The following is a 22,017-nucleotide window of genomic DNA, read 5'->3' as shown; positions in this document are numbered from 1 at the left end:
CTTTTGTAAGAGACTTCCCGCTATGGACCTCAATCAACGCACTGCCGGTGTGCTGCTGCACATCACCTCGCTGCCCGGCCCGCATGGCATGGGCGACTTTGGCCCCGATGCCTATCGCTATGTGGACTGGCTGCAGTCGGCCGGCCAGGGCCTCTGGCAGTGGCTGCCCTCGACGCCGATCGGCCCCGGTGACAGCCCCTACCAGGGCGTCTCGGCCTTCGCGGGCAGCCCGTGGATGGTGGCGTTCGAGCCCCTGGTAGCCAAAGGCTGGATGAGCGCGACGCAGCTGCCGGCGGACGGCTTCGATGCCTGCCGCGTGGACTACGGCCGCGTGCTGCCCTGGCGCGAGCAGCAGCTGCGCATCGCCGAGGCCGGCTTCCGAGCCAAGGCCAGTACCTCGGAGCAGGCCGACTTCGCCGCCTGGTGCGCCAGTCAGTCCGACTGGCTCGACGACTATGCCCTCTTCATGGCCATCCGCAACCCGCTGGGTGGGCAGCCCTGGTGGCAGTGGCCGCAAGACCTGGCACGCCGCGAGCCCGCTGCCCTGGCCGCCGCCCGCCAAGAGCACGCCGCCGAGATCGCCTTCTGGTGCTTCGTCCAGTGGTGCTTCGACTGGCAGGTGGCCGGCCTGAAGACCTATGCCAATGCGCGGGGCGTGCGCATCATGGGCGATCTGCCGATCTTCGTCGCCCATGACAGCGCCGACTGCTGGTCACGCCCCGATCTTTACGATCTGGACGAGCAGTTCCAGACCGTCACGGTGGCCGGCGTGCCGCCCGATGCGATGTCGGCCGACGGCCAGCGCTGGGGCAATCCGCTGTACCGCTGGGACCGCATGGCCACCGAGGACTATGCCTGGTGGACCGCCCGCGTGCGCCGGGCGCTCAGCAGCGCCGATGTCTTCCGCATCGATCACTTCCGTGGCTTCGCCGGCTACTACGAGATCCCCGGCAGCAGCCCCGATGCCAAGCAAGGCGTCTGGCGCAGCGGTCCCGGTAAGGCGCTGTTCGACGCCATCGAGAAGGCCCTGGGCCCGCTGCCCATCGTGGCCGAGGACCTGGGCTTCATCACCGACGATGTTCACGCGCTGCGCGACGCCTGTGGCTTCCCTGGCATGAAGATCCTGCAGTTCGGCTTCGGCGGTGACGGCCAGCACGAGTTCCTGCCCCAGATGTGGCCGCGCGCCGCCGTGGCCTACACCGGCACGCACGACAACGACACGGTGCTGGGCTGGTGGCACAAGGCCAGCGCTCGCGAGCGGGCCTTCGCCGGCGCCTACCTGGCCTGCGGCGCGCACGATGTGCACTGGGCCATGATCCGCGCCTGCTGCAACTCCGTGGCCAATATGGCGGTCTTCCCGATGCAGGACGTGCTGGGCCTGGGCGGGGAACACCGCATGAACGTGCCCGGCGTGCTCGGCGGCAACTGGGCCTGGCGCCTGCGCTGGGACATGCTGACGCCTGAACATGGGCGTGTGCTGGGCCTGATTACCGCGGCCAGCGGCCGGGCCGATGTCGGCCTGATGTGCCTGCCTTGAAACCGCTTTCTTAGCATGAAACCCGGCGTTCCCGACCCCGGGCCTCTCCGCTCGCCGGGCCGGCCAGGCTGGGTCATCATGCGGCGATGAACACGACCGAGATTTTTCTGATCGCGATGACGATCATTTTCACCGTGCCCTACCTGGTGTGGCGGCTCGGTGGCACCGACTATTTCGCGCCGCTGGTGGTGGTGCAGATCATCACCGGCATCCTGCTGGGCCCCGGCGTGTTGGGCAAGGCCTTTCCCGACTACTACCAGTTCGTCTTCAACCCGTCGGTGGTGCAGTCGCTCAACGGCATTGCCTGGTGGGCGGTGATGCTGTTCGTCTGGATTGCCGGCATCGAGCTGGACCTGAAACAGGCCTGGAAGCACCGCGTCGAGAGCGGCATCACCGCCGGCCTGGCGCTGGGCATGCCGTTGGCTTTCGGGTGCGTGGCGGCGCTGGGCATGGTGGCTGTGCCCGGTTGGATGGGGCCAAGGGCGCTGTCCTGGCAGTTCGTGCTCGGCGTGGGCATGTCCTGCGCGGTGACGGCGCTGCCCATCCTGATCCTCTTGATGGAGAAGCTGGAGATCCTGCGCCAGCCCATAGGCCAGCGCATCCTGCGCTACGCCAGCGTCGACGATGTGGCGATCTGGGGCGTGCTGGCGCTGATCCTGATGGACTGGCAGCGGGTCGGCAAGCAGCTGGTGTTTCTGATCGCCTTCGCCGCGCTGACCTGGGCGATGCGGCGGCTGATGCAGGCGATACCGGCGCGCGATCGTTGGTATGCCGGCCTGATCTGGCTGGCCCTGTGTGCCCTTGGCGCCGATTGGTCGGGCCTGCATTTCATGGTGGGCGCCTTCCTGGCCGGCGCTGTGCTCGATGCCGACTGGTTCGATCAGGCGCAGATGGACCTGTTGCGCCACCATGTGCTCCTGGTCGTGATGCCGGTGTTCTTCCTCAGCACGGGGCTGCGCACCAACTGGAACCTGGGCGGCTCGGCCGTGTTCATCGCGGCCGCCGCCTTGCTGCTGGCCTCGGTGGCGGGCAAGCTGATGGGCATCCATCTGGCCGGGCGCATCCTGGGCTGGCAGCCGGGTGAGGCTTCCATCATCGGCTGGCTGCTGCAGACCAAGGCGCTGATCATGATCATCTTCGCCAACATCCTGCTGGACAAGCAGATCATCACCAGCGAGACCTTCACCGCGCTGCTCTTGATGGCCGTGGCCAGCACCATGCTGACGGTGCCGGTGGTGGCGCCCAAGCTGGCGCGTATCAAGGCGCTGATACACAAGAGCGCATAAGCACGGTCTGCATCAGCCAGCGTGGGCCGTGGCAAGCGCCAGCCAGGCCTAGCGGCGGGCTGGCCGGCTCAGCCCGGGCGGCGTGCCCGCTTGACGCTATACATCGCCGCGTCGCTGCGCTCCAGCCATTGCTCCAGCGATTCGCCGGGCTGCCACTGGGCCAGACCCAGGCTGATGCTGACGCGCAAGCCCGGTGCGATGGCCTGCCAGTCATGGGCTTGCACGCTGGCCTGAAGCCGGCCGCAGATCTGCTGGGCCTGCGCCAGCCCCACATCGACCAGCAGCAGCACGAACTCGTCGCCGGCCAGCCGCGCCGGCAGGTCCTGCTCGCGCAGATGTTCACGCAGCAGCTGGGCCAGGGTGCGCAGCACCGCGTCGCCGACGCCGTGCGAGAACCCGTCATTGACCTGCTTGAAGTGGTCCACGTCGATCAGCGCCAGGCAGGGCGCGATGGCGTGCTCGCCCAGCAGCAGCAGGCGCAGATGCTGCTCGAAATGGCGGCGATTGGGCAGGCCGGTCAGCGTGTCCTTCATGGCCAGCTGTTCCATCTGCTGCGAGCGCCGCTCCAGGTGTTGGACATCGCGGCGGTTCTGGCGCAGCTGCAGCTGCCAATCGATCACGTGGGCGCGGCTTTGCAGGTTCTGCCGCCGGCTTTCCTGCTCGTGGCGCGACAAGGCCCTCAAGGCCGCCAGCGCCTCGCGGTACTTGCCCTGTGCCTCGCAAAGATGGCTTTGCAGCGCGTAGCCCAGCTGGATCAGGCCTTCGTGGCGAGCTTGTTCGGCGGTCACCGTCATGCGTTCCGCCGCGGCCTCGGCCGCCGGCCAGTCGCCTTGTGCCAGGCTCAGCTCGGCGGCGCACCAGTGCGTGGCCGCATTGGCCCAGGGCTGGGCCAGCTCGGCCGCCAGCAGGCGCAGATGATGCAGCCCGCGTGCGGCGGCCTCGTGCTCGCCGAGCCAGCATTGCAAGAGGCAGTGCGCCATCTCGGACTTGATCTGCAGCGCATGCAGGCTGCCGGGCGCCATGCTGTCGCGGGTGCTTTCGCGGGTGAGCTTGGCTTGCGTGAGCTGCTGCTGCAGCCTGCCAAGGGCCTGGCTGCTGCCGACCTGCTGGCGATCGGCGGCAAAGTCGGCCACCGCGACCAGCGCGGTATTGATGTGCAGCTCATAGGTGCTCAGCGGCGGCTGGCAAAGCAGGGCAATCGTGACCGCCTGCTGGTAGGCCTCTTCGGCGGCGGCATAGTTGCGCCCGCTGTAGGTGGCCACGCCTAAGGCATGCTGGGCAATCACCTGATGCTTGCAGGGACCCAACGGCTGCGTCAGTCGCACGGCAAGCAGCGCGCTCTCGACGGCATCTTCGTATTGGCCCAGGCGCGTCGCGGCAATCGCGTGGTCAGCCAGGGCCAAGGCCTCGCCGGCGACATCGTCATGGCGCTCGTACAGCATCGCAGCACGCTGGGCCAGCTCGCAGGCGCGGCGGTAGCCACCCAGCAGACGCAGCTCGCAGCTGGACAGGCACTGCATGGCCTGGGCCTGCAAGAGCTCATCGCCACTGCGCTGACCCAGCGCCAGCACCTGCTCGGCAAGCTCCACCGCTGCATGGCCCTGGCCCTCGTCGGCCAGGCGCGCGGCCTGGCGCAGGATGTCGGTGGGCAGGGGCGGTACAGCGTCAAACATCGGAAACAACAACGATTGCGAACAGCGAGTGGGCGCGGGCGGGCCGCGCGGATTCAGCGTTGCAGCCGCTTGGCGACCGGCGCCGGGCGCAGCCGGAAGGCGTCCGGCATGCCCGAGCCCAGCAGCGGGCGCAAATACAGGCGGAAGGCATCGGTGACATCGGTGCCGCTGGGGCTGATGAACTCATCCTCCATCACACGGGTCTTGCCGGCGACGGCTTCCAGCGGCAGCAGCTCGTAGTCGACCGAGTAGAAACCATTGCGCTTGATGGCCACCGAGCCATCACGGTCGCCCCACATCGCGAACTGCACCGCCTTCTCGCCAACCTCGCGGGCCTCGCGCTGATCAACATCCGAGACACAGCCGACAAAGGAGCGCTGCAGATAGCCAAAGGTGTCGCCACGCACACGCTTGATGCCGAGCTTGTTCTTGATTTCCTCGCAAAGCAGATCAGCCAGCGCGCCGGAGCCGGAGAGCTGCACATTGCCATGGGCGTCGTGTTCCAGATCCTTGGCCAACTGAGCGGCAATCGCTTGGCCGGACGCATCGTGGATGCCCTCGGACACGGCGATCACGCAGCGCCCATGGCGGGCGTACATGGCCTTCACATCGGCGAGGAAGCGCTCCAGCTCGAACACGCGTTCGGGCAGGTAGATCAGGTGCGGGCCATCGTCATCGAACTTCTTGCCCAGCGCGGAGGCTGCGGTCAGGAAGCCGGCGTGACGGCCCATGACGACACCGACATAGACGCCGGGCAGGGCGGCGTTGTCCAGATTGGCGCCGGCAAAGGCCTGGGCGACAAACCGTGCGGCCGATGGGAAGCCGGGCGTGTGGTCGTTGCCGACCAGATCGTTGTCGATCGTTTTCGGGATGTGGATGCAGCGCAGCGGATAGCCGGCCTCGCGCGCCTGCTCGCTGACGATGCGCACCGTGTCCGAGGAGTCATTGCCGCCGATGTAGAAGAAATGCCCGATCTCATGCGCTTGCAGCACCTTGAAGATCTGCTGGCAGTAGGCGAGATCAGGCTTGTCGCGGGTCGAGCCCAAGGCCGAGGCCGGCGTGCCGGCCACCAGTTCCAGGTTGTGGCTGGTTTCCTGGGTGAGGTCCACGAAGTCCTCATTGATGATGCCGCGCACCCCGTGGCGGGCACCATAGACCAGCTCGACGCCCTTGTGCCGGCGCGCCTCGAGCACCACGCCCACCAAGGACTGGTTGATCACGGCGGTCGGGCCGCCTCCCTGGGCGACAAGAATCTTTCCAGAGGCCATCGGCTGTTTCCTCATGAGCTTGTGCGAAACGCTTCGGCGACACGAGTGTGGCCGCTGCCTGACTATTGCACCACAGGCGATCGTCGCAATGCGGTTTCAATTTGCGCGCCGATCGCACCGTCTGAAACGAAGGCACACAATTTGGGGATGGACGCGATTCGTGCAGTCTGTCACGCTTCATGCTATTGACCGAAGTGGCGGTTCATGCCTCTTTGGCCATGCCCCGAATGCAGTACCAGGAGCACCCATGAAACTGAAATCGACTTTTTTGGCCACCTTGGGCCTTGTGGCCAGCCTAGCCGCTCATGCCGACACGATTGACTTCGGCGCCTATGTGCTGGACTTCGATGCCAGCACGGTGTTTGGAGCCCCGGCCTACTCGTTCAGCTCGAGCGGAGACGTGGTGGGCTTCGCCTGGCAAGTGCCCAGTTCGGTGCAAGTGGTCAGCATTGGTGGCGCTGCTGCGAATGCCAACTTCAACCTGCCCTCGTTCACGGTTCTGGCCAAGCCTGGCTTTGCGCTGAGCGGTGGCTTTTCCGGCTTCCTCGGCAATTTGGTCTTCAACGAAGTCGGTGGCAGCACCTCGGCCTCGGCGTCCGGCCAGCTGTCCGTGGATGGTGGCCCGGCGGTCAGCTTTGGCGGCACGCTGGGGCGCACGATCACCACAGCCTCACCTGGCTTTACCAGCGGCTTCTACGCCGGTAGCAGCAGCGCACCGGTCGGCGCCTTCAGCAGCCTGAGCTTCAGTGGCGGCGTGTTGAGCCTGTCCGCCAGTGGTGGCAGCTTCGCCTCAGTCATTGGCCAGCCGCAGAATGAGCTGAAGCTGAGCTTTGTGGCGACGCCGGTGCCGGAACCCCAGACCTACGCCCTGTTGCTGGCTGGTTTGGGCGTTGTTGGCGCCTTGGCCCGCCGCCGCCGGGAAGTCTGAATACCCTGACGTCAGAGGGTGGAGTGGGAAAGGAGCCTTCGGGCTCCTTTTCTCATTCTGGACGTCGCGTTGGTGGCGCACCTCATGTGGCGCCCTTTAGGTGGCGCACTCAGCGTGGCTTGATCTCTATCATCAGCACGGCGCGGGCCGGCACCTCGATGAGCTCGTCCAAACGCTGCTGGGCGCCGCTGATGATGTCGATGCCCTGGCTGCCGGCGGGCAGTGCCTCGGCGAAGCGGCGGCTGTCCAGGTGCTTGGCGATGTTGTTCTTGTTCAGCACCACCATCAGCGTCTGCTCGGGCGCGATGCGGAAGTAGACATAGCAGCCGTCCTGCGGATTGAAGTGCAGCAGACGGCCTTGGTGGATGGCCGGGCTGTGCTTGCGCCAGTTGAGCAGGTGGCGCAGAAAGTCCTGGAAGCCGGCCTGCTCGCTGCTCAGACCTTGGCCGCTGAAGCCATTGACGGCATCGCCGGCCCAGCCGCCGGGGAAGTCGGCGCGCACCGCGCCGTCGTCGCGCTCGATCGGGCTCGTCATCAGCAGTTCGGTGCCGTAGAAGAACTGCGGCGTGCGTCGCGTTGTTGCGATCACGGCCGCGGCCATGCGCATCAAGGCTGGGTCCTGGCCCAGCGCCGAGAAGATCCGGTTGGTGTCGTGATTGCCTCCGAATAGCACCATCCGGTCAGGCTCGGGGTAAAGGCGGTCGTCCATCATCGCCTCGTACAGCTTGCCCAGGCCCTGGCCGAAGCCACCGCCATCGGGCTCGATCAGCGCCTCGCGCAGCCGGCCATGGAGCGGAAAGTCCATCATGCTGGGCATGCTGCCGCGGTAGCCATCAGGGGCTTGCTGGCCGCGCAGCCAGTAGGCCACCATCAAGGCCTTGTCGCTCATTTCCTCGCCAACCAGGCTGAAGCGCGGGTATTCGGCCAGGATGGCGCGGGTCCAATCGCTCAGGAAGCGCTTGTCGGAGTACGGGTAGGTGTCGACACGCAAGCCGCTCAGTCCGGCGGTCTCTATCCACCAGATGGCGTTCTGGATCAGGTAGCGAGCGAGCAGGGGCTGGCCCTGGTTCAGGTCCGGCATCGTCGGCACAAACCAGCCATCCAGGAAGGCGCGGGTGTCGGCTTGGCTGGCATAGGGGTCCTGCACGGTGCCGTGGCGATGGTTGGTCTCGCGATAGGGCTGGGCGGGATGGATCCAGTCTCGCGTCGGCAGATCGGCCATCCACCAATGGCCGGAGCCGATGTGGTTGGGCACGATGTCCTGGATCAGGCCCACACCCAGCGCGCGGGCGCGCTGAGACAGGCGCAGGTAGTCGTCCAGGCTGCCCAGCCGCGGATCGACGCGGTAGAGGTCGGTGATCGAATAGCCGTGATAGGAATGGGCGGGCTGCCGGTTCTCCAGCACCGGCGTGGCCCAGAGCTGGGTGAAGCCCATGCCGGCGATGTAGTCGAGATGCTGCTCAATGCCGCGCAGATCACCGCCATGGCGGCCGCCGGGCTGCTTGCGATCTGCGGCATCGCCCAGATCGGGCAGGGTGTCGTTGGCCGGCTCGCCGTTGGCGAAGCGGTCTGGCACGACGAGGTAGATCGCATCGCCGCTGTCAAAGCCGCGGCGCTCGGCCGAACCGGGTTCACGGGCCTGCAGACGATAGGGCTGGCGCAGCAGCGGCTTGCCCTTCGCGCTCAGCACAATGTCCATCTGGCCGGGCCGAGCCTTCTTGCTGATCTCCAGGGTCAGGAACAGATAGTTCGGGCTGTCGCCGCGCTGGCTGCCCAGCAAGCGCACGCCGGGGTGTTGGATGCTGGCCTGCATCTCGGCTATGCCTGGGCCGTGCAGCATCAGCTGCAAGTGGCGCTCCTTCATGCCAACCCACCAGCTGGGTGGCTCGACATGGTCCAGGGGCGGCGTCGCATGGGCGCGGGTCATCAGCAGGCCCAGCAGCAGGCCTAGCAGCAGACCCAGCGGCAGGATGACAAGGCTGCGCGCGTTGGAGTGATGGCTGTGCTTCATGGCTGGGTGTTGATGTGGGAAGTTTCGCGCCAGACTTGCACCGAGCGCGGCGCCATCTTGATGCGCAGCGCGGCAGGTCGTGCGGCGCCCGCATTGCGCGCGGTGGGCAAGACCTGACCCTCGCGAGGATAGCGCTGCTGCAACTGCGGCGACCCCGCGCTTGCATCCAGGCGCAGCGTGGCCGCTTGGCGACCGTAGTTGATGGCAACGATGCTGCAATGCGCGCCTTGGCAGCGCTTGAAGCTCGTCATCAGGCCGTCGACGCGCACCTGTTCATAGCTGCCGCTGGCGATCTCTGGCAGCGTGTTGCGCAGCTTCAGCATGGCCTTGTAGAAGTTCAGCAGTGAGCGTGGATTGCCGGCTTCACGCTCGACGTTGTGGCTGGCGGCATTGGGCGAGATGGGTCGATAAGGCGCTGCCTTGCTGAAGCCGGCCTGCGGATCGCGCGAGGGCGCGCGCCAGCTCATCGGCGTGCGCAGCGGGGCGTCGCCGGCGAGACCGGGGACGCCGGCCATGCCGATTTCTTCGCCGTAGTAGATGAAGGGGGTGCCGGGTTGCAGCAGATAGGTGGCAGCGGCCAGCTTGTAGGCCGCCTCATCGCCGTGGAATTGGTCCCAGGCACGCTGGCCGGCGAAGATATCGTGGTTGGACAGCATGGTGGCCAGGCTCAGCGGCGCCGTCTCGAAAAAGTGGGCGACGTCGGCAACGGCCTGCCGATCGCCGCGAGCGGCCTTGATGATGCGGCCTTCATGGCCGAAGGCAAAGGCGCTTCCGCACACCTCGGCAGCGGCATAGGCGCTCGGATTGGCTGTGGCTTCGCAGACGACATGGCGGCCCGGGTAGCTGCGAATCAAGGCGCTGAATTCGCCGGTGAGCTGGCGGCTTTCCGGCTGATCGTTCCAATGCTCGGCATCGTTCTCGATCAGGTGGGGAACAGCATCGAGCCTGAAACCGTCCAGGCCGCGGTTGAGCCAGAAGCGAAGGCTGCTGCGGTGGAATTCCTGCACCTCGGGCAGGCGCAGATTGAAGTCCGGCATCGCGGCGCCAAAGGTGGCGAAATAGCGTGAGCCATCGTCGCTGTTTGCGTCCGTCAGCTGCTGGTACCAGGGGTTCTTGCCCCAGATGTCCCATTGCTTCAGGTCTGCCTGTTGCCCGGGCTCACGCCAGACATACCAGCTTCGCCAGCGGTTGCCCGCGCCCTGCGCCGACTGCTGGAACAGCGGGTGGCTGGCGGCGCTGTGGTTGAGCACGTAGTCCATGATCACGCCGATGCCTCGGGCGTGGGCCTGGCGCAGCAGCTCGTCAAGATCGTCGAGCGAGCCGTAGTCGGGCTCCAGCGCGCGGAAGTCGGTGGTGGCATAGCCGTGATCATGGTCGGCGCTGGCGGTGATGGGCATCAGCCACAGGCCTTTGATGCCCAGGTCGCGCAGATAGTCCAGCTGCTGGGTCAGGCCGCGCAGGTCGCCGATGCCGTCGCCATTGCTGTCCTTGTAGCCACGCACAAACACCTCCATGAAGGCGCCGTGTTGCCAGCCCTCAGGCAGCGTGCTCGTGTTTGGCAGGGGGCTGATGCTGCCCCAGGCTTGCCCAGCCTCATTGGGTGGTGTCTGGGCTGCCGCGCCAGAGCCCAGCCAGGCGGAGCCGCAAAGCAGCGTGATGGCCAGGCTGGCGTGGGCTGTGAGTCTGGGCGGCACTTCTTGATTCAATTGCATGAAGTAATACTACATCGCAACTTTGCTTTGTGGATATTACGTAGGCGTTTGTCTGTATGAATGGTCTTCGGCTGAGGTTTTGTCCTGTAGTTTTAGTAGCATTGGCATCAACAGGAGTTCGACATGCCATTGCCCCCTTTGTTCTCGGCGCTGACAAATCCCGGAAACAGGCTTTGGCGCCGCTGGCTGTTGTTGCTGGCATCGGGCGTGACCCTGGCGGCGCAGGGTGCCGTCACCCGGGCGCTGGCGGCAGACTGTGACGATCCAGCTCCCTATCGACTGCTGCAGGCGCAGGCCGATCCGGCTGAGGTGCCCGCAGCGGCCTACTGGGTGGGTATTCAGCATCTGCAGTGGCCCGGCGTGAGCGCCAAGGCTGAGAGCCGCTTTGTGCTGTATGCCTCACGAACTGCAGGCCTTCGTCTGCGTGTGGGCGAGCGCCCCGGCGCCGCTGATCTGGTGCTGCCACTGCAGGTCGATACCGGTGCGCTGCCACCAGAACTGACGCAGCGTTTTGCCTTCCTCAAGCCCGGCGTCAGGCTGCGGCTCGCGGCGCTGCCGCGGCTGCGCTGGATCGAGCTGATGCGTGCGCAGCAGCTGCTGGCGGAGCTGGACCCGCACGGCCGGGTGCTGCGATTCAGCGCGCTGCAGCTGCCCGGCGCGCTCGACGAGGGCTATCGCGCTGCCGATGATGAGCGCGATTTCGGCGCGCAGATTGCTAGCAGGGCGTTCGGAGGCGCTGAGCGCCGACAGTCCCGCTTTCGGCTCTGGGCCCCAACGGCGCAGCGGGTTGCCCTGTGCCGTTACGCCGATGCTGAGGGCCCGGCGTTGGCGGTGCGGCCCTTGCGCTTCGACGCGAGCACGGGCGCCTGGCACGATGAGGTCGATGGCGACGCGTCGGGCCAGTACTACCGCTATCTCGTCGACGTGTTCGTGCCCGGGCTGGGCCTGGTGCGCAACCGCGTCACCGATCCCTATTCGGTGAGCCTGAATGCCGACTCGCGGCGCAGCTATATCGCTGACCTCAATGCGCCAGCGCTGCAACCGCCGGGCTGGACCGAGAGCCGGGCACCGCAGACGGTGGCGCGCAACACCGATATGGTGGTCTATGAGCTGCATGTGCGTGATTTCTCCATCAGTGACGCGAGCGTCCCCCCAGCGGCACGCGGCAAATACCTGGCATTCGCCGAGCCGGCCTCGGCCGGCATGCGCCATCTGCAGGCGCTGGCGCGCTCCGGGGTCACAGACTTGCATCTGCTGCCGGTGTTCGACATCGCCAGCGTGCCGGAACGCGGCTGCAGCACGCCCCAAGTGCCCCGCGCCGCGCCGGACAGCGAGGCTCAGCAGGCGGCCGTGATGGCCGAGGCAGCGCGCGACTGCTTCAACTGGGGCTATGACCCGTTGCACTACGGTGCGCCTGAAGGCAGCTATGCCAGCGATGCGAATGACGGCGCGCGCCGCATCATCGAGTTCCGCCAGATGGTGATGGGCCTGCATGCCGCCGGGCTCAGGGTCGGCATGGACCTGGTCTACAACCACACGGCGGCGGCCGGCCAGCAGGTGCCGTCGGTGCTCGACCGCATCGTGCCCGGCTATTACCAGCGGCTCGACTGGCAAGGCCGCATCGAGCGCTCGACCTGCTGCGACAACACCGCCACCGAGCACCGGATGATGGCCAAGCTGACGCGCGACACCGTGCTGCGCTGGCAGCGCGACTACAAGATCAGCTCCTTTCGCTTCGACCTGATGGCCCATCAACCGCGTGCGCTGATGGAGGCGTTGCAGCGCCGGCTCGATGCGCAAGCCGGCCAGCATGTGCCGCTGATCGGTGAGGGCTGGAACTTCGGTGAGGTGGCCAACGGCGCGCGCTTTGTGCAGGCTTCGCAGCTGTCACTGAACGGCTCGGGGATTGCGACCTTCAGTGACCGGGGGCGCGATGCGCTGCGTGGTGGCAGCGCCGGGGACAGCGGGGCGGCCCTGTTCACCCGCCAGGGCTGGCTCAATGGCCTGAGCTATGCGCCGAATGAGTCGGTGTTGGCCTTGTCACCGCAAGCGCAACTGGCGCAGGCGCCGGCCTTGCTGGCATCCGCTGATCAGCTGCGCGTGGCGCTGGCGGGGTCGCTGCGCGACTTTGAATTTGAAGACGCCAGTGGCAGCTGGCGCCGCACCGACGCGATCCCCTACGGCGATCAGCCGGCGGGCTATGTCAGCGAGCCCGGCGAGGTGGTCAACTACGCCGAGAACCACGACAACCAGACCCTGTTCGATCTGAATGTGATGCGTCTTCCACGCGGCACCCCCGCTATTGATCGAGCCCGTGTGCAGGCGCTGGGGGCGGCAGTGGTGGCCTTCAGCCAGGGTGTCGCCTACTTCCATGCCGGGCAGGACCTGCTGCGATCGAAATCGCTGGATCGCAATAGCTATGACTCCGGCGACTGGTTCAACCGCCTGGACTGGACACTGCAGGACAACCACTTCGGTAGCGGTCTGCCGCCGCGGGCCGACAACGGCGCCGACCATGCGCTGCTGGCGCCGCTGCTGCGCGACCCGGCGGTAAAGCCTGGGCCTGAGGTGCTGGCGCTGGCCAGCAGTCTGTTCCGTGAGTTGCTGGCCCTACGGGCGAGTTCCAGTCTGTTTCGACTGCCGACGGCCGCCGAGGTGCGCCGACGCCTGCGCTTCCACAATACCGGGCCTGGACAGAACCCCGCGCTGCTGGTCGGTCAATTGATGGGCCAGTTCGACGGTGAAACGAACGAGCAGCGCTGGCCCGGCGCTGCGGCGCGCAGCCTGCTGTATCTGCTAAACGCCTCGCCAGCGGCACAGACCCTTCAGCTCGATGCGCTGCGTGGTCAACCGTGGCGGCTGCACCCGCTGCAGGCTGCCGGCGCGGCCGCCGATCCACGCGTCAGCCAGGAAGCAAGTTTTGATGCTGCCAACGGGCGCTTCAAGGTCCCCGGCCGCAGTGCGGTGGTGTTCTCGCTGGACTGAGTGATGAGTGCCGGCAGGGGTGTGGATAGGCATGCCTTGTCAGTCGCTTGGCCGAGGGGCATGATTGACCAAAGCAGATGCTGGCTCAGGTACGGAGCGTCCGGGCCCGAAGCCATAGCCGGAGACACTCGCCATGATCTTGTCCACCCACCGATTGCACCAACTGCTGTTGCAGCTTCAGCGGCGACCCATTTCAGGACTGATCAGCGTTGTGGCAAGCCTCTTGCTTAGCGCGTGTGCAACAACCGATCCCAGCGTGATCGATCGGCTGCAGCCTCGTCCACAGGAACTGTTGCGTGATGCCAGCTTTGCAGCGCCGCCGACACCGATAGATGCCGGGCAGTTGTTGGCCATGAGCCCGGAAATGGTCAACTATGCCGAGCGCTACATCCGGCCGCAGGCCGACAAACTTGGCACACGCCGCGCCTTGATCGACGCGCTCTACAAACGGAGCGCGCTGCAGATCAGCTATGACGCCGATTACACCCGCACGGCGGCGGAGGCCTTTCGCGACCGTCGCGGCAACTGTCTGTCGCTGGTCATCATGACTGCGGCTTTCGCGCAGTATCTCAATCTGCCGTTCAACTTTCGCTCCGTCTATGTCGATGAGCTGTGGTCGCGCTCGAAGGAGCTCTCCTTTCTCGCCGGTCATGTGAACCTGTCCTTGTCCTCGCCGATCCGCGAGCGCCGCACTCAAGTGCTGGAGTCGGATGCCTGGATTGTCGATTTCGAGCCCGAACCCCTGACGCGCCAGCAACGCAGCGTCGAGATCAGCCAAAGCACCGTGATAGCGATGTACATGAGCAACCGGGCCGCCGAGTCGCTCAATGTCCAGCGGGTGGACGAAGCCTATTGGTGGGCTCGGGCTGCGCTGCTGGTCGAGCCCCGTTACTTGCCCGCCTACAACACGCTTGGTGTCGTCTATCGGCGCCACGGCGATCTGTCGGCTTCCGAGGCGGTCCTGCGCCAGGTCTTGTCGCAGGAGCCTGACAACCTGCATGCTCTCAGTAATTTGGCGCTGGTGCTGGGCGATCAGGGCAAGCTTGCCGAGCGCGACACGCTGCGTCTGCGCTTGAGCGAACTGCAGCCGGTCGCGCCCTTCAAGTACTTGGACGACGGCATTGCCGCGATGCATCGCGGTGACTATCCAGCGGCGCGTGCTCTGTTTGCCAAGCAGTTGGCGCGCACCGCTTATAGCGATGAGGCCCATTTTTGGATGGCTCTGGCCAGCTATGCGCAGCAGGACTTGCGGCAGGCGGCCGAACACTTGCAGCTGGCGGGAGAAAGCAGTGTCAATAGCCAGAAACGCGAGCTCTACGCTGCCAAGCTCAATCACCTGCGCGATCTGGAACGGTTGAATCGGGCCAGTCAGCGGGCGACAGCGCTACGCTGACCGTGCCAGATGGCAATGTCCCGGCGCGGATTGTCGTCATGCACCGACGCTATACAGCTGAGTTACTTTGGTGGACCACCTTGCTCGGCTTCTTGCTGGGCCTCCAACTGGTCCTGACCGGCTGCAGCACGGTGCCGTCACCTGAACGATTCGCCGTCGAGGACCTGCTGGCTGACGCCGCATTCAAGGCGCCGCCGCAGGTGCCGCGTCCTGATCTCGTCTTCGAGCGGAGCCCAGAGATGCTGGCTTACCTCAAGCAGCGGATTGAGCCTTTGGCCGCGCGCATTGGGCCGCAACGGGCAATGATCGAGGCGCTCTATGAGCACAGTGCACTGCAGATCGATTACGACGCGGAATACACGCGCACGGCCCGCGAAACCTTTGCCGACCGACGTGGCAACTGCCTGTCGCTGGTCATCATGACAGCAGCATTTGCACGCGAGCTAGGCATTCCGGTTCACTATCGTTCGGTCTACGTTGATCACTACCTCAGCCGATCTAACGACCTGCTGTTCGTCTCCGGACACGTCAATCTGTCACTGCAGCTTCGCCGCTTCAGCCCGGTCGGGGCAACCGGCGATGGAGCCGACTGGGTGATCGACTTCCTGCCGCTGCCGGCAGGTGCGCAGCAGCGCGTGCATGAGATCGGCGAGTCTGTCATCGTCAGCATGTATATGAACAACAGGGCGGCAGAGGCATTGAATGCGGGGAAGTTGGACGCGGCCTACTGGTATGCGCGTGCGGCGGTGCAAGCTGAGCCGCGCCTGAGTCAGGCGCTCAATACGCTGGCGGTTATCTACCGCCGACACGGCCAGATCTTGCTCGCCGAACAGGTGTTGCGCCATGTGCTCGCGCGCGAACCCGACAATCTTGCGGCGCTTGGCAATTTGGCGGTGGTGTTCGGCGAGACACATCGTGGAGTCGAACGTGATCAGCTAACGAAGCGGCTGGCGCAGTTGCAACCCGTACGGCCGTTTCAGTATCTTGATGAGGGCATTGCTGCCATGGGTCGTGGCGAGCCTCGGCTGGCACAGCAACTTTTCATCAAGGAGTTGGCGCGGTCGTCTTTCAGTGACGAGGCGCATTTTTGGCTAGCTCTGGCAAACCATGCTTTGAATGACATGTCCGCTGCTGCGGAGCAGTTGGTGCTGGCCAAAGAGACTAGTGCGACACAGTCAAAGCGACAGGTCTACGCCGCCAAGTTGCAAAGTTTGTTGCAGGCGTCGGCTCAAGGAGGGCGTACACCCTAGCCCTGCAGCGGCTCGAGGCCATGCCGCCGCCGCGCTTGCGCACAGGCTTCGTCGCCTAGGCCCAGCGGCGCGCGCAGGCCGAATTCGCGGCACGGCGAGGGTCGCCACTCGTATATGCCACAGCTGGCGTTCTGGCCGACCATTCCGCTAAGCGCGGCGCAGCGCGGCGAGGCGTGGTCGGTGCCACGCATCCTGCGCAGCGCGGCTGTCAGGTCGACACAAAGCCCGTCCGGCACGGTGCCGCCCTCGCTGAGCAGTTCCTCGCGCGCGAAGTCGACTCGAAAGCTGGCGCAGCAGGCGCCGCAGCCTAGGCAGGGATTCGATGTTGAGGTGCTCATGGCAGGCTGGTTAGCGGCGGTTTGAGGGGTATCTGATTCGGCCTGCTGACAGCTGATCGCCTTGATCGCTGTGACGGCCAATCAGGATTCTCTGACAACCGTGACGCTGCACTCCGACTCGGCCACCACCTGCGCCGACACGCTGCCCAGATAGCGACGCAGCGCCGAGTTGCCGCGCGCACCCATGACGATGTGATCGGCGCGGTTCTTGGCCGCAAACTCGATGATGGCGCGGGCAGCGTCCGGGGCCTCCAGCACATGGAAGGTGAGGCGCCCATCGTCGAGCTTCAGTGCCCGGCTGATCGGGCGGGCCCAGTGCTTCAGCGCGATCAGCTGCTTGACGTGGACGCTCTTGCCGTCCTTGTCGGTCAGCTCGTCCATGCCGATGCGTGCCGTCTTCATCACGCTGACGCAGGCCAGCCGTGCGCCGGGTTCAGTCTGGACGATGCGTCGCACGGTTTCGCGCAGTTGCTCCAGCAAGCCCGCCGTGGCGTGTTCTGTATCAACGGCCGCCATGATGATGGGGCTGCGGGCCAGTTGCTCGGTGACGGTGGCCTGCAGCGGGGGCTCCGAGCCCAGCGCGAAGAACCAGCGCTTCAGCGTCTTCAGCGTGCCGCTGGTCTGCATCTTTTCGGCGCGCTTGCTCAGCACCACCGATTCGGGCCGCTGCAGATCGAGGGCCAGCTGGGCGGCGCTTTGATAGCGCCGCTCCGGTTTGACTTCCAGGCAATGCAGGATCACCTCCTGCAGCCAGGGCGGGATCTCGGCATTGATGGCGCGCGGCGGTACCGGCTCCACATAGAGCCGCCGGCGCAGGCCGCGCACCGAGGAGGGCTGACCGAATGGGCGTTCACCGGTTGAGAAGTGATAGAGCATCACGCCCAGCGCAAACAGATCGCTGCGCGGGTCATTGCGCACGAACTGCACCTGTTCGGGCGACATATAGGGCCCGGTGCCCATGGGCAGCGAGAACTCCTCTTCCAGCAGATCGGGCAGGAAATCGTGGCGCGACAGGCCGAAGTCCACCAGCACGGCGGTACCGTCCGGCTTCATCACGATATTGCTGGGCTTGATGTCCAGGTGCACGACATGCTGCTTGTGCAGATCGTGCAGCGCCGTGGCCACCCTTGAGCCGATCTCAATCACCTCATCGAGCGGCAGCGGCGCCTCATCAAGCCGGGCACGCAAGGACTGACCCTCGATATGCTCCATCACGATATAGGCCTGCCGCGTCCAGTCGCCGCGCGCCACAAAGCGTGGCACATGGGGGCCCTTGAGTGCGGGCATCAGCATCTGCTCGACCTCGAAGCCGACGATGGTGGCCGGATCTTCGCCGCCCTTGATGCGCGGCACCTTCATGATCAGCGGAAGGACTTCACCTTCTGGCGGATCGAGCCGCGTCACGCGCCAGAGATTGGCCATGCCGCCTTGATGCAGCCTTTCCTCGAGCCGGAAGCCGTCGAGCACCATGCCGGCCTCCAGCGGGCCCTGTGGCGCCGGTGCGGGAGCCGCGGTGCTGGCCGAGGCCGGGCTTGCCAGAGATGCTTGCGGTTCGTTGTCGGCCATGGTGTGCGCAAGAAAGAGGTCAGGGTGGGGGCGCTTGGGGGCACCAAGTCATGCCGCGTGGCGCGGTACCCGGTTCACTCGCCGGTGATCAGGCGCTGGGCGAGCCGCTCCGGCAAACCGGCAGCACGAATCCGCGCGGCTGCTGCATCGTGGTCATAGGGTACGCGTTCGAAACTCAGGCTGCCTGCATCCAGATCAAACAGCGCGTAGCAGGCGGCCGGATTGCCATCGCGCGGCTGACCGCAGGAGCCGGGAATCACCAGCCACTGGCGGTTGGACATCAGCGGAATCGGAACCCCCGGCTGGGGCGTGAACTCGCCGGCCTTGCCAGTGCCCGACAGGTGATACAGCATGGGCTCGTGCATATGGCCGCAAAAGGTGTAGCGGGCCTGGGTGGCATGCAGGCTGCGCATCGCTTCCAGACGCCCCTGGATATAGGCATAGCCGGCAGGGTCAAAGGCATTGGCGTGAACGAACAGGCAGTTGTCGCGTTCCACGCTCATCGGCAGCTGCTTGAGGAAGTCCAGCTGCTCGGCATTGAGCTGGGCGCGCGTCCAGTTGACAGCGGCTGCAGCATCCTCATTCATGCTGCTATGCGCGCCCAGGACCACGGCGCTGTCGTGATTGCCCATCACGGCCACGGCACCGGCGGCGACCAAGGCGCGCACCTGTTCGACCACCCAGGCCGGGTCGCCGCCGTAGCCCACGAAGTCGCCCAGCAGGGCGTAGCGATCGACCTGATGGCTGGCGGCATGTTCGAGCACGGCAGCCAGCGCTTCGCGGTTGGAATGCAAATCGGAAATCAGCGCAATCTTCATGGGGCTAGCATGCCTGAAGCGGCTGACGTCAGGCTGAGAATCCCTGGGGCCGGCTATGCTCGGTGCCTATGCAAAGCAGAAAAGCTGTCTCTTTGTTGCGACTCCCGCGACGTGTGGTCGCCGTCAGGCTGCTGGGCATGCTCGGTGTGCTGGGCGGCTTCTGGGCCTCGGCGCTGCACGCGCAGCCGGCCGCCTGTTCGCGTCCCATCGAGGTGCCTCTGGCGCCAGTGGGGCAGAGTGTCGTGATAGCGGCTGATGCCGGCTTCAGCGGTGTCTATCCCGAGCTGCTGAAATCCTTGGAGCGTCGCCATGGCTGCCAGTTCCTGTTCTCCGCGGTGCCACGGGCGCGGCTGGAGCTGATGTTTGAAACGGGCAAGGCTGATGTGCTGATTCCGGCGAGCCGCACGCCACGTCGCGATGAGTTTGGCGAATTCGTGCCTTTGATCAGCGCACGGCCGACGCTGATCTCGCTGAAAAGCGATCGCCCGGCATTGCTGAGCCTGAAAGACTTGAGCGAACGGCGCGACTTGCGCGTCGTGCTGGTGCGTGGCTTTGACTATGGCGACGAATACCAGGCCTTGGTGCGGGAGCTGGCGCGACAGGGGCGGGTGACCTGGGAGAGCGATGCGGTGTCGGTGGCGCGCTCCTTGGCGGCCGGCGCTGCAGATCTGACTTTGATGGCGCCGTCAATCCTGATCGGCGCGATCACAGGCGATGCGCGGGTGCAGCAATTGGCGGAGCGGCTGCGCATCGAACCGGTTGAGGAATTGCCATGGAGCGAAAGCGGCGCCTACTTATCGCGCAGCAGCCTGGGAGATGGTGATCGCGCCAGGCTGCGCGAGCTGTTGGAGCAGGGCGCGAAAAGCGGCGCCGTCTGGCGTGGATTTCAGAAGTACTACCCGGCAGGCAGCCTGAATGACAGCATCAGGCCGCGCTGAGCGTGTGGTCAGCCGATGCGACCCAGCAAAAGGTACTCCATGAGTGCCTTCTGCACGTGCATTCTGTTTTCAGCCTCGTCCCAGACGACGGATTGGGGGCCGTCGATGACGTCGGCGCTGACTTCCTCGCCGCGGTGGGCGGGCAGGCAGTGCATGAATAGGGCGTCGGGTTTGGCTGCGGCCATCATCTCGCGGTCCACGCACCAGTCGGCGAAGGCGTTGCGGCGGGCCTCGTTCTCGGCTTCGTAGCCCATGCTGGTCCAGACATCCGTGGTCACCAGATCGGCGCCGCGGCAGGCTTCCATCGGGTCCTTGAAGACCTTGTAGCAATCGGCATTCTTGATGCCGGCCACGGCCGGGTCGACCTCATAGCCGCTCGGGGTGCTGACGTGCACGGTGAAGCCGAGGATCTCGGCCGCCTGCAGCCAGGTGTTGGCCATATTGTTGCCGTCGCCGACCCAGGCCACCACGCGCCCCTTCAGGCAGTCCATGTCGATGCCGCCGCGGCGGTCCATGCCGCGCGCCTCGATGAAGGTGAACAGATCGGCGAGGATCTGGCAGGGGTGGTACTCGTTGGTCAGGCCGTTGATCACCGGCACCCGCGAATGCGCGGCAAAGCGCTCGATCTTGGTCTGCTCGAAGGTGCGGATCATCACGATGTCGACCATGCGGCTGATCACCCGGGCGCTGTCCTCGATCGGCTCGGCACGGCCCAGCTGGCTGTCGCCGGTGGTCAGGTGCACGACCGAGCCACCCATCTGGTACATGCCGGCCTCGAAACTGACCCGGGTGCGGGTGCTGGCCTTCTCGAAAATCATCGCCAGCGTGCGATCGGCCAGCGGCTGATAGCGTTCGTAGTTCTTGAAACGGCGCTTGATGATGGCCGCTCGTTCGAACAGGTAGGCGTATTCCTCGGCGCGAAAATCCTTGAACTGCAGGTAGTGGCGCATCAGGCCATTGCCGGGCTTCATGTCGGCTCCTTGGCGAGGAAGGCCTTGACCACCGGCACCAGCAATTCAACGATCTGGGCGGCTTCGCTGCTGGACAGGATCAGCGCCGGCACCAGGCGGATGACGCGATCGGCGGTGACGCTGACCATCAGGCCCGCTTCAGCAGCCAGACCCAGCACGGCGCCGGCCGGGCGATCCAGCTCGATGCCCAGCATCAGGCCCTGGCCGCGGATGTCCGTGACGCCGGCCACGCCAGCCAGCTCGCGCTCCAGGCCGGCCTTCAGCTCGGCGCCCACCTTGGCGGCATTGGCCAGCAAGCCTTCCTCTTCCATCAGGCGCAGGGTCTCGACGCCGGCGCGCATCGCCAGCGGATTGCCGCCAAAGGTGGTGCCATGGTTGCCCGGCTGCATCACCTTGGCCGCACGCGGGCCGCAAACAACGGCCCCGATGGGCACGCCCGAACCCAGGCCCTTGGCCAGCGGCATCACATCGGGTTGGATGCCAGCCCATTGGTGGGCAAACCACTTGCCGGTGCGGCCGATGCCGCATTGCACCTCGTCCAGCATCAAGAGGATGTCGTGCTTGTCGCAGACCTGGCGCAGCTGCTGCAGGAATTCGATGCGAGCCGGGTTGACGCCGCCTTCGCCCTGGATGGTTTCCAGGAAGATGCCGGTGATATTGGGATGGGCGGCCAGCGCCGCCTCGACGGCGGCGATATCGTTCAGCGGCACGCGCACAAAACCAGGCACCAGCGGGCCGAAGCCGGCATGGATCTTGGGATTGGCGGTGGCCGACAGCGTGGCGATCGAACGGCCATGGAAGGCGCCTTCGAACACCAGCAGTTCGGGATTGTGGTTGCCGCGGTCGTGGCCGAACTTGCGGGCGATCTTCAGCGCCGCTTCATTGGCTTCCAGGCCGCTGTTGCAGAAGAAGGCGTTGGTCAGGCCCGACAGCTCGACCAGCTTGGCAGCCAGCTTTTCCTGCAGCGGCACATGGTAGTAATTGCTGCAGTGGATCATCGTCGCGATCTGCTCCTGCAGCGCCGGCACCAGCTTGGGGTGGGCATGGCCCAGGGTGTTGACGGCGATGCCGCCCAGGCCGTCCAGGTATCGTCGGCCGTTCACGTCCCAGACCCAGCAGCCTTCGCCGCGTGCCAGCGCGATGGGCAGGCGGCCATAGGTTTGCATCACATGCGGTTCGGTGGGTGTGACGACAGACGGGACAGGGGCGTTCATCAGCTCTCCATACGGGGTTGAACCTCTTGCCAGGCTGGCAAAAAAGTGAGCGTTGATTCTATGCGGCGATCGAGCGCGACCGGCTTGGTTGCCAACAAGTGCCGCACAGTTGAGGCCTGTTGGTAACTG

The 22,017-nt window shown here is 65.6% G+C and carries 16 protein-coding genes; 7 read left to right on the top strand and 9 right to left on the bottom strand.

The genetic code is table 11. The features are described 5' to 3' along the window. The first annotated feature begins 22 nt into the window (after positions 1–22). The gene (gene malQ / locus RQP53_RS03140) at positions 23–1,537 is read left to right on the top strand and encodes a 4-alpha-glucanotransferase (protein ID WP_315648577.1); all 1,515 of its coding nucleotides are present in this window, start codon (positions 23–25) and stop codon (positions 1,535–1,537) included. Between the two features lie 86 nt (positions 1,538–1,623). Next, positions 1,624–2,823 carry a cation:proton antiporter gene (locus tag RQP53_RS03135; protein ID WP_315648576.1) on the top strand — a complete coding sequence of 400 codons (1,200 nt, stop codon included), beginning with the start codon at positions 1,624–1,626 and terminating at the stop codon, positions 2,821–2,823. A gap of 68 nt (positions 2,824–2,891) precedes the next feature. On the opposite strand, the gene RQP53_RS03130 is transcribed toward RQP53_RS03135, so the two are convergent. Together RQP53_RS03130 and RQP53_RS03125 are read right to left on the bottom strand one after the other, a co-directional pair. After that, complete coding sequence (locus tag RQP53_RS03130; RefSeq protein ID WP_315648575.1) at positions 2,892–4,496, bottom strand: GGDEF domain-containing protein; 1,605 nt, start codon at positions 4,494–4,496, stop codon at positions 2,892–2,894. A gap of 53 nt (positions 4,497–4,549) precedes the next feature. Then, on the bottom strand, positions 4,550–5,764 hold the full coding sequence (locus tag RQP53_RS03125; RefSeq protein WP_315648574.1) for a 6-phosphofructokinase: 1,215 nt from the start codon (positions 5,762–5,764) through the stop codon (positions 4,550–4,552). Between the two features lie 247 nt (positions 5,765–6,011). On the opposite strand from RQP53_RS03125, the gene RQP53_RS03120 reads away from it, so the two are divergent. Next, complete coding sequence (locus RQP53_RS03120; protein ID WP_315648573.1) at positions 6,012–6,692, top strand: PEP-CTERM sorting domain-containing protein; 681 nt, start codon at positions 6,012–6,014, stop codon at positions 6,690–6,692. Positions 6,693–6,801: 109 nt separating this feature from the next. On the opposite strand, the gene RQP53_RS03115 is transcribed toward RQP53_RS03120, so the two are convergent. Continuing rightward, positions 6,802–8,703 (bottom strand): glycoside hydrolase family 13 protein, encoded by a 1,902-nt coding sequence (locus tag RQP53_RS03115; protein WP_315648572.1) that lies wholly within the window; start codon positions 8,701–8,703, stop codon positions 6,802–6,804. After that, positions 8,700–10,415 carry an alpha-amylase family glycosyl hydrolase gene (locus tag RQP53_RS03110; protein WP_315648571.1) on the bottom strand — a complete coding sequence of 572 codons (1,716 nt, stop codon included), beginning with the start codon at positions 10,413–10,415 and terminating at the stop codon, positions 8,700–8,702. Before RQP53_RS03110 ends, RQP53_RS03115 begins: the two co-directional genes overlap by 4 nt. 123 nt (positions 10,416–10,538) lie before the next feature. Here RQP53_RS03110 and pulA point away from each other — a divergent pair, with 123 nt between their 5' ends. The 3 genes from pulA (at position 10,539) to RQP53_RS03095 (ending at position 16,043) form a co-directional block, all read left to right on the top strand. Then, the gene (gene pulA, locus RQP53_RS03105; protein ID WP_315648570.1) at positions 10,539–13,400 is read left to right on the top strand and encodes a pullulanase-type alpha-1,6-glucosidase; all 2,862 of its coding nucleotides are present in this window, start codon (positions 10,539–10,541) and stop codon (positions 13,398–13,400) included. Between the two features lie 133 nt (positions 13,401–13,533). Further along, complete coding sequence (locus RQP53_RS03100; protein WP_315648569.1) at positions 13,534–14,793, top strand: tetratricopeptide repeat protein; 1,260 nt, start codon at positions 13,534–13,536, stop codon at positions 14,791–14,793. 38 nt (positions 14,794–14,831) lie between these two features. Continuing rightward, a complete protein-coding gene (locus RQP53_RS03095; RefSeq protein WP_315648568.1) occupies positions 14,832–16,043 on the top strand; it encodes a transglutaminase domain-containing protein in 1,212 nt (403 codons plus the stop codon). Here the strand turns inward: RQP53_RS03095 and RQP53_RS03090 are convergent. The 3 genes from RQP53_RS03090 to RQP53_RS03080 form a co-directional block, all read right to left on the bottom strand. Beyond that, a complete protein-coding gene (locus tag RQP53_RS03090; protein WP_315648567.1) occupies positions 16,040–16,381 on the bottom strand; it encodes a YkgJ family cysteine cluster protein in 342 nt (113 codons plus the stop codon). The two genes, RQP53_RS03095 and RQP53_RS03090, sit on opposite strands and share 4 nt — an antisense overlap. Positions 16,382–16,462: 81 nt before the next feature. Further along, positions 16,463–17,947 carry a serine/threonine protein kinase gene (locus RQP53_RS03085; protein WP_315648566.1) on the bottom strand — a complete coding sequence of 495 codons (1,485 nt, stop codon included), beginning with the start codon at positions 17,945–17,947 and terminating at the stop codon, positions 16,463–16,465. Between the two features lie 74 nt (positions 17,948–18,021). Beyond that, positions 18,022–18,765 carry a metallophosphoesterase family protein gene (locus tag RQP53_RS03080; protein WP_315648565.1) on the bottom strand — a complete coding sequence of 248 codons (744 nt, stop codon included), beginning with the start codon at positions 18,763–18,765 and terminating at the stop codon, positions 18,022–18,024. A gap of 95 nt (positions 18,766–18,860) precedes the next feature. Here RQP53_RS03080 and RQP53_RS03075 point away from each other — a divergent pair, with 95 nt between their 5' ends. Then, complete coding sequence (locus RQP53_RS03075; RefSeq protein WP_315648564.1) at positions 18,861–19,703, top strand: substrate-binding periplasmic protein; 843 nt, start codon at positions 18,861–18,863, stop codon at positions 19,701–19,703. A gap of 8 nt (positions 19,704–19,711) precedes the next feature. On the opposite strand, the gene argF is transcribed toward RQP53_RS03075, so the two are convergent. Together argF and RQP53_RS03065 are read right to left on the bottom strand one after the other, a co-directional pair. Beyond that, positions 19,712–20,674 carry an ornithine carbamoyltransferase gene (gene argF, locus RQP53_RS03070; protein ID WP_315648563.1) on the bottom strand — a complete coding sequence of 321 codons (963 nt, stop codon included), beginning with the start codon at positions 20,672–20,674 and terminating at the stop codon, positions 19,712–19,714. Next, positions 20,671–21,888 (bottom strand): aspartate aminotransferase family protein, encoded by a 1,218-nt coding sequence (locus RQP53_RS03065; protein WP_315648562.1) that lies wholly within the window; start codon positions 21,886–21,888, stop codon positions 20,671–20,673. Before RQP53_RS03065 ends, argF begins: the two co-directional genes overlap by 4 nt. Positions 21,889–22,017: the final 129 nt, after the last annotated feature.

Source organism: Roseateles aquae, assembly GCF_032337115.1.
Lineage (GTDB): Bacteria > Pseudomonadota > Gammaproteobacteria > Burkholderiales > Burkholderiaceae_C > Roseateles_C > Roseateles_C aquae.
This window is presented reverse-complemented; position numbering and strand designations above follow the sequence as displayed.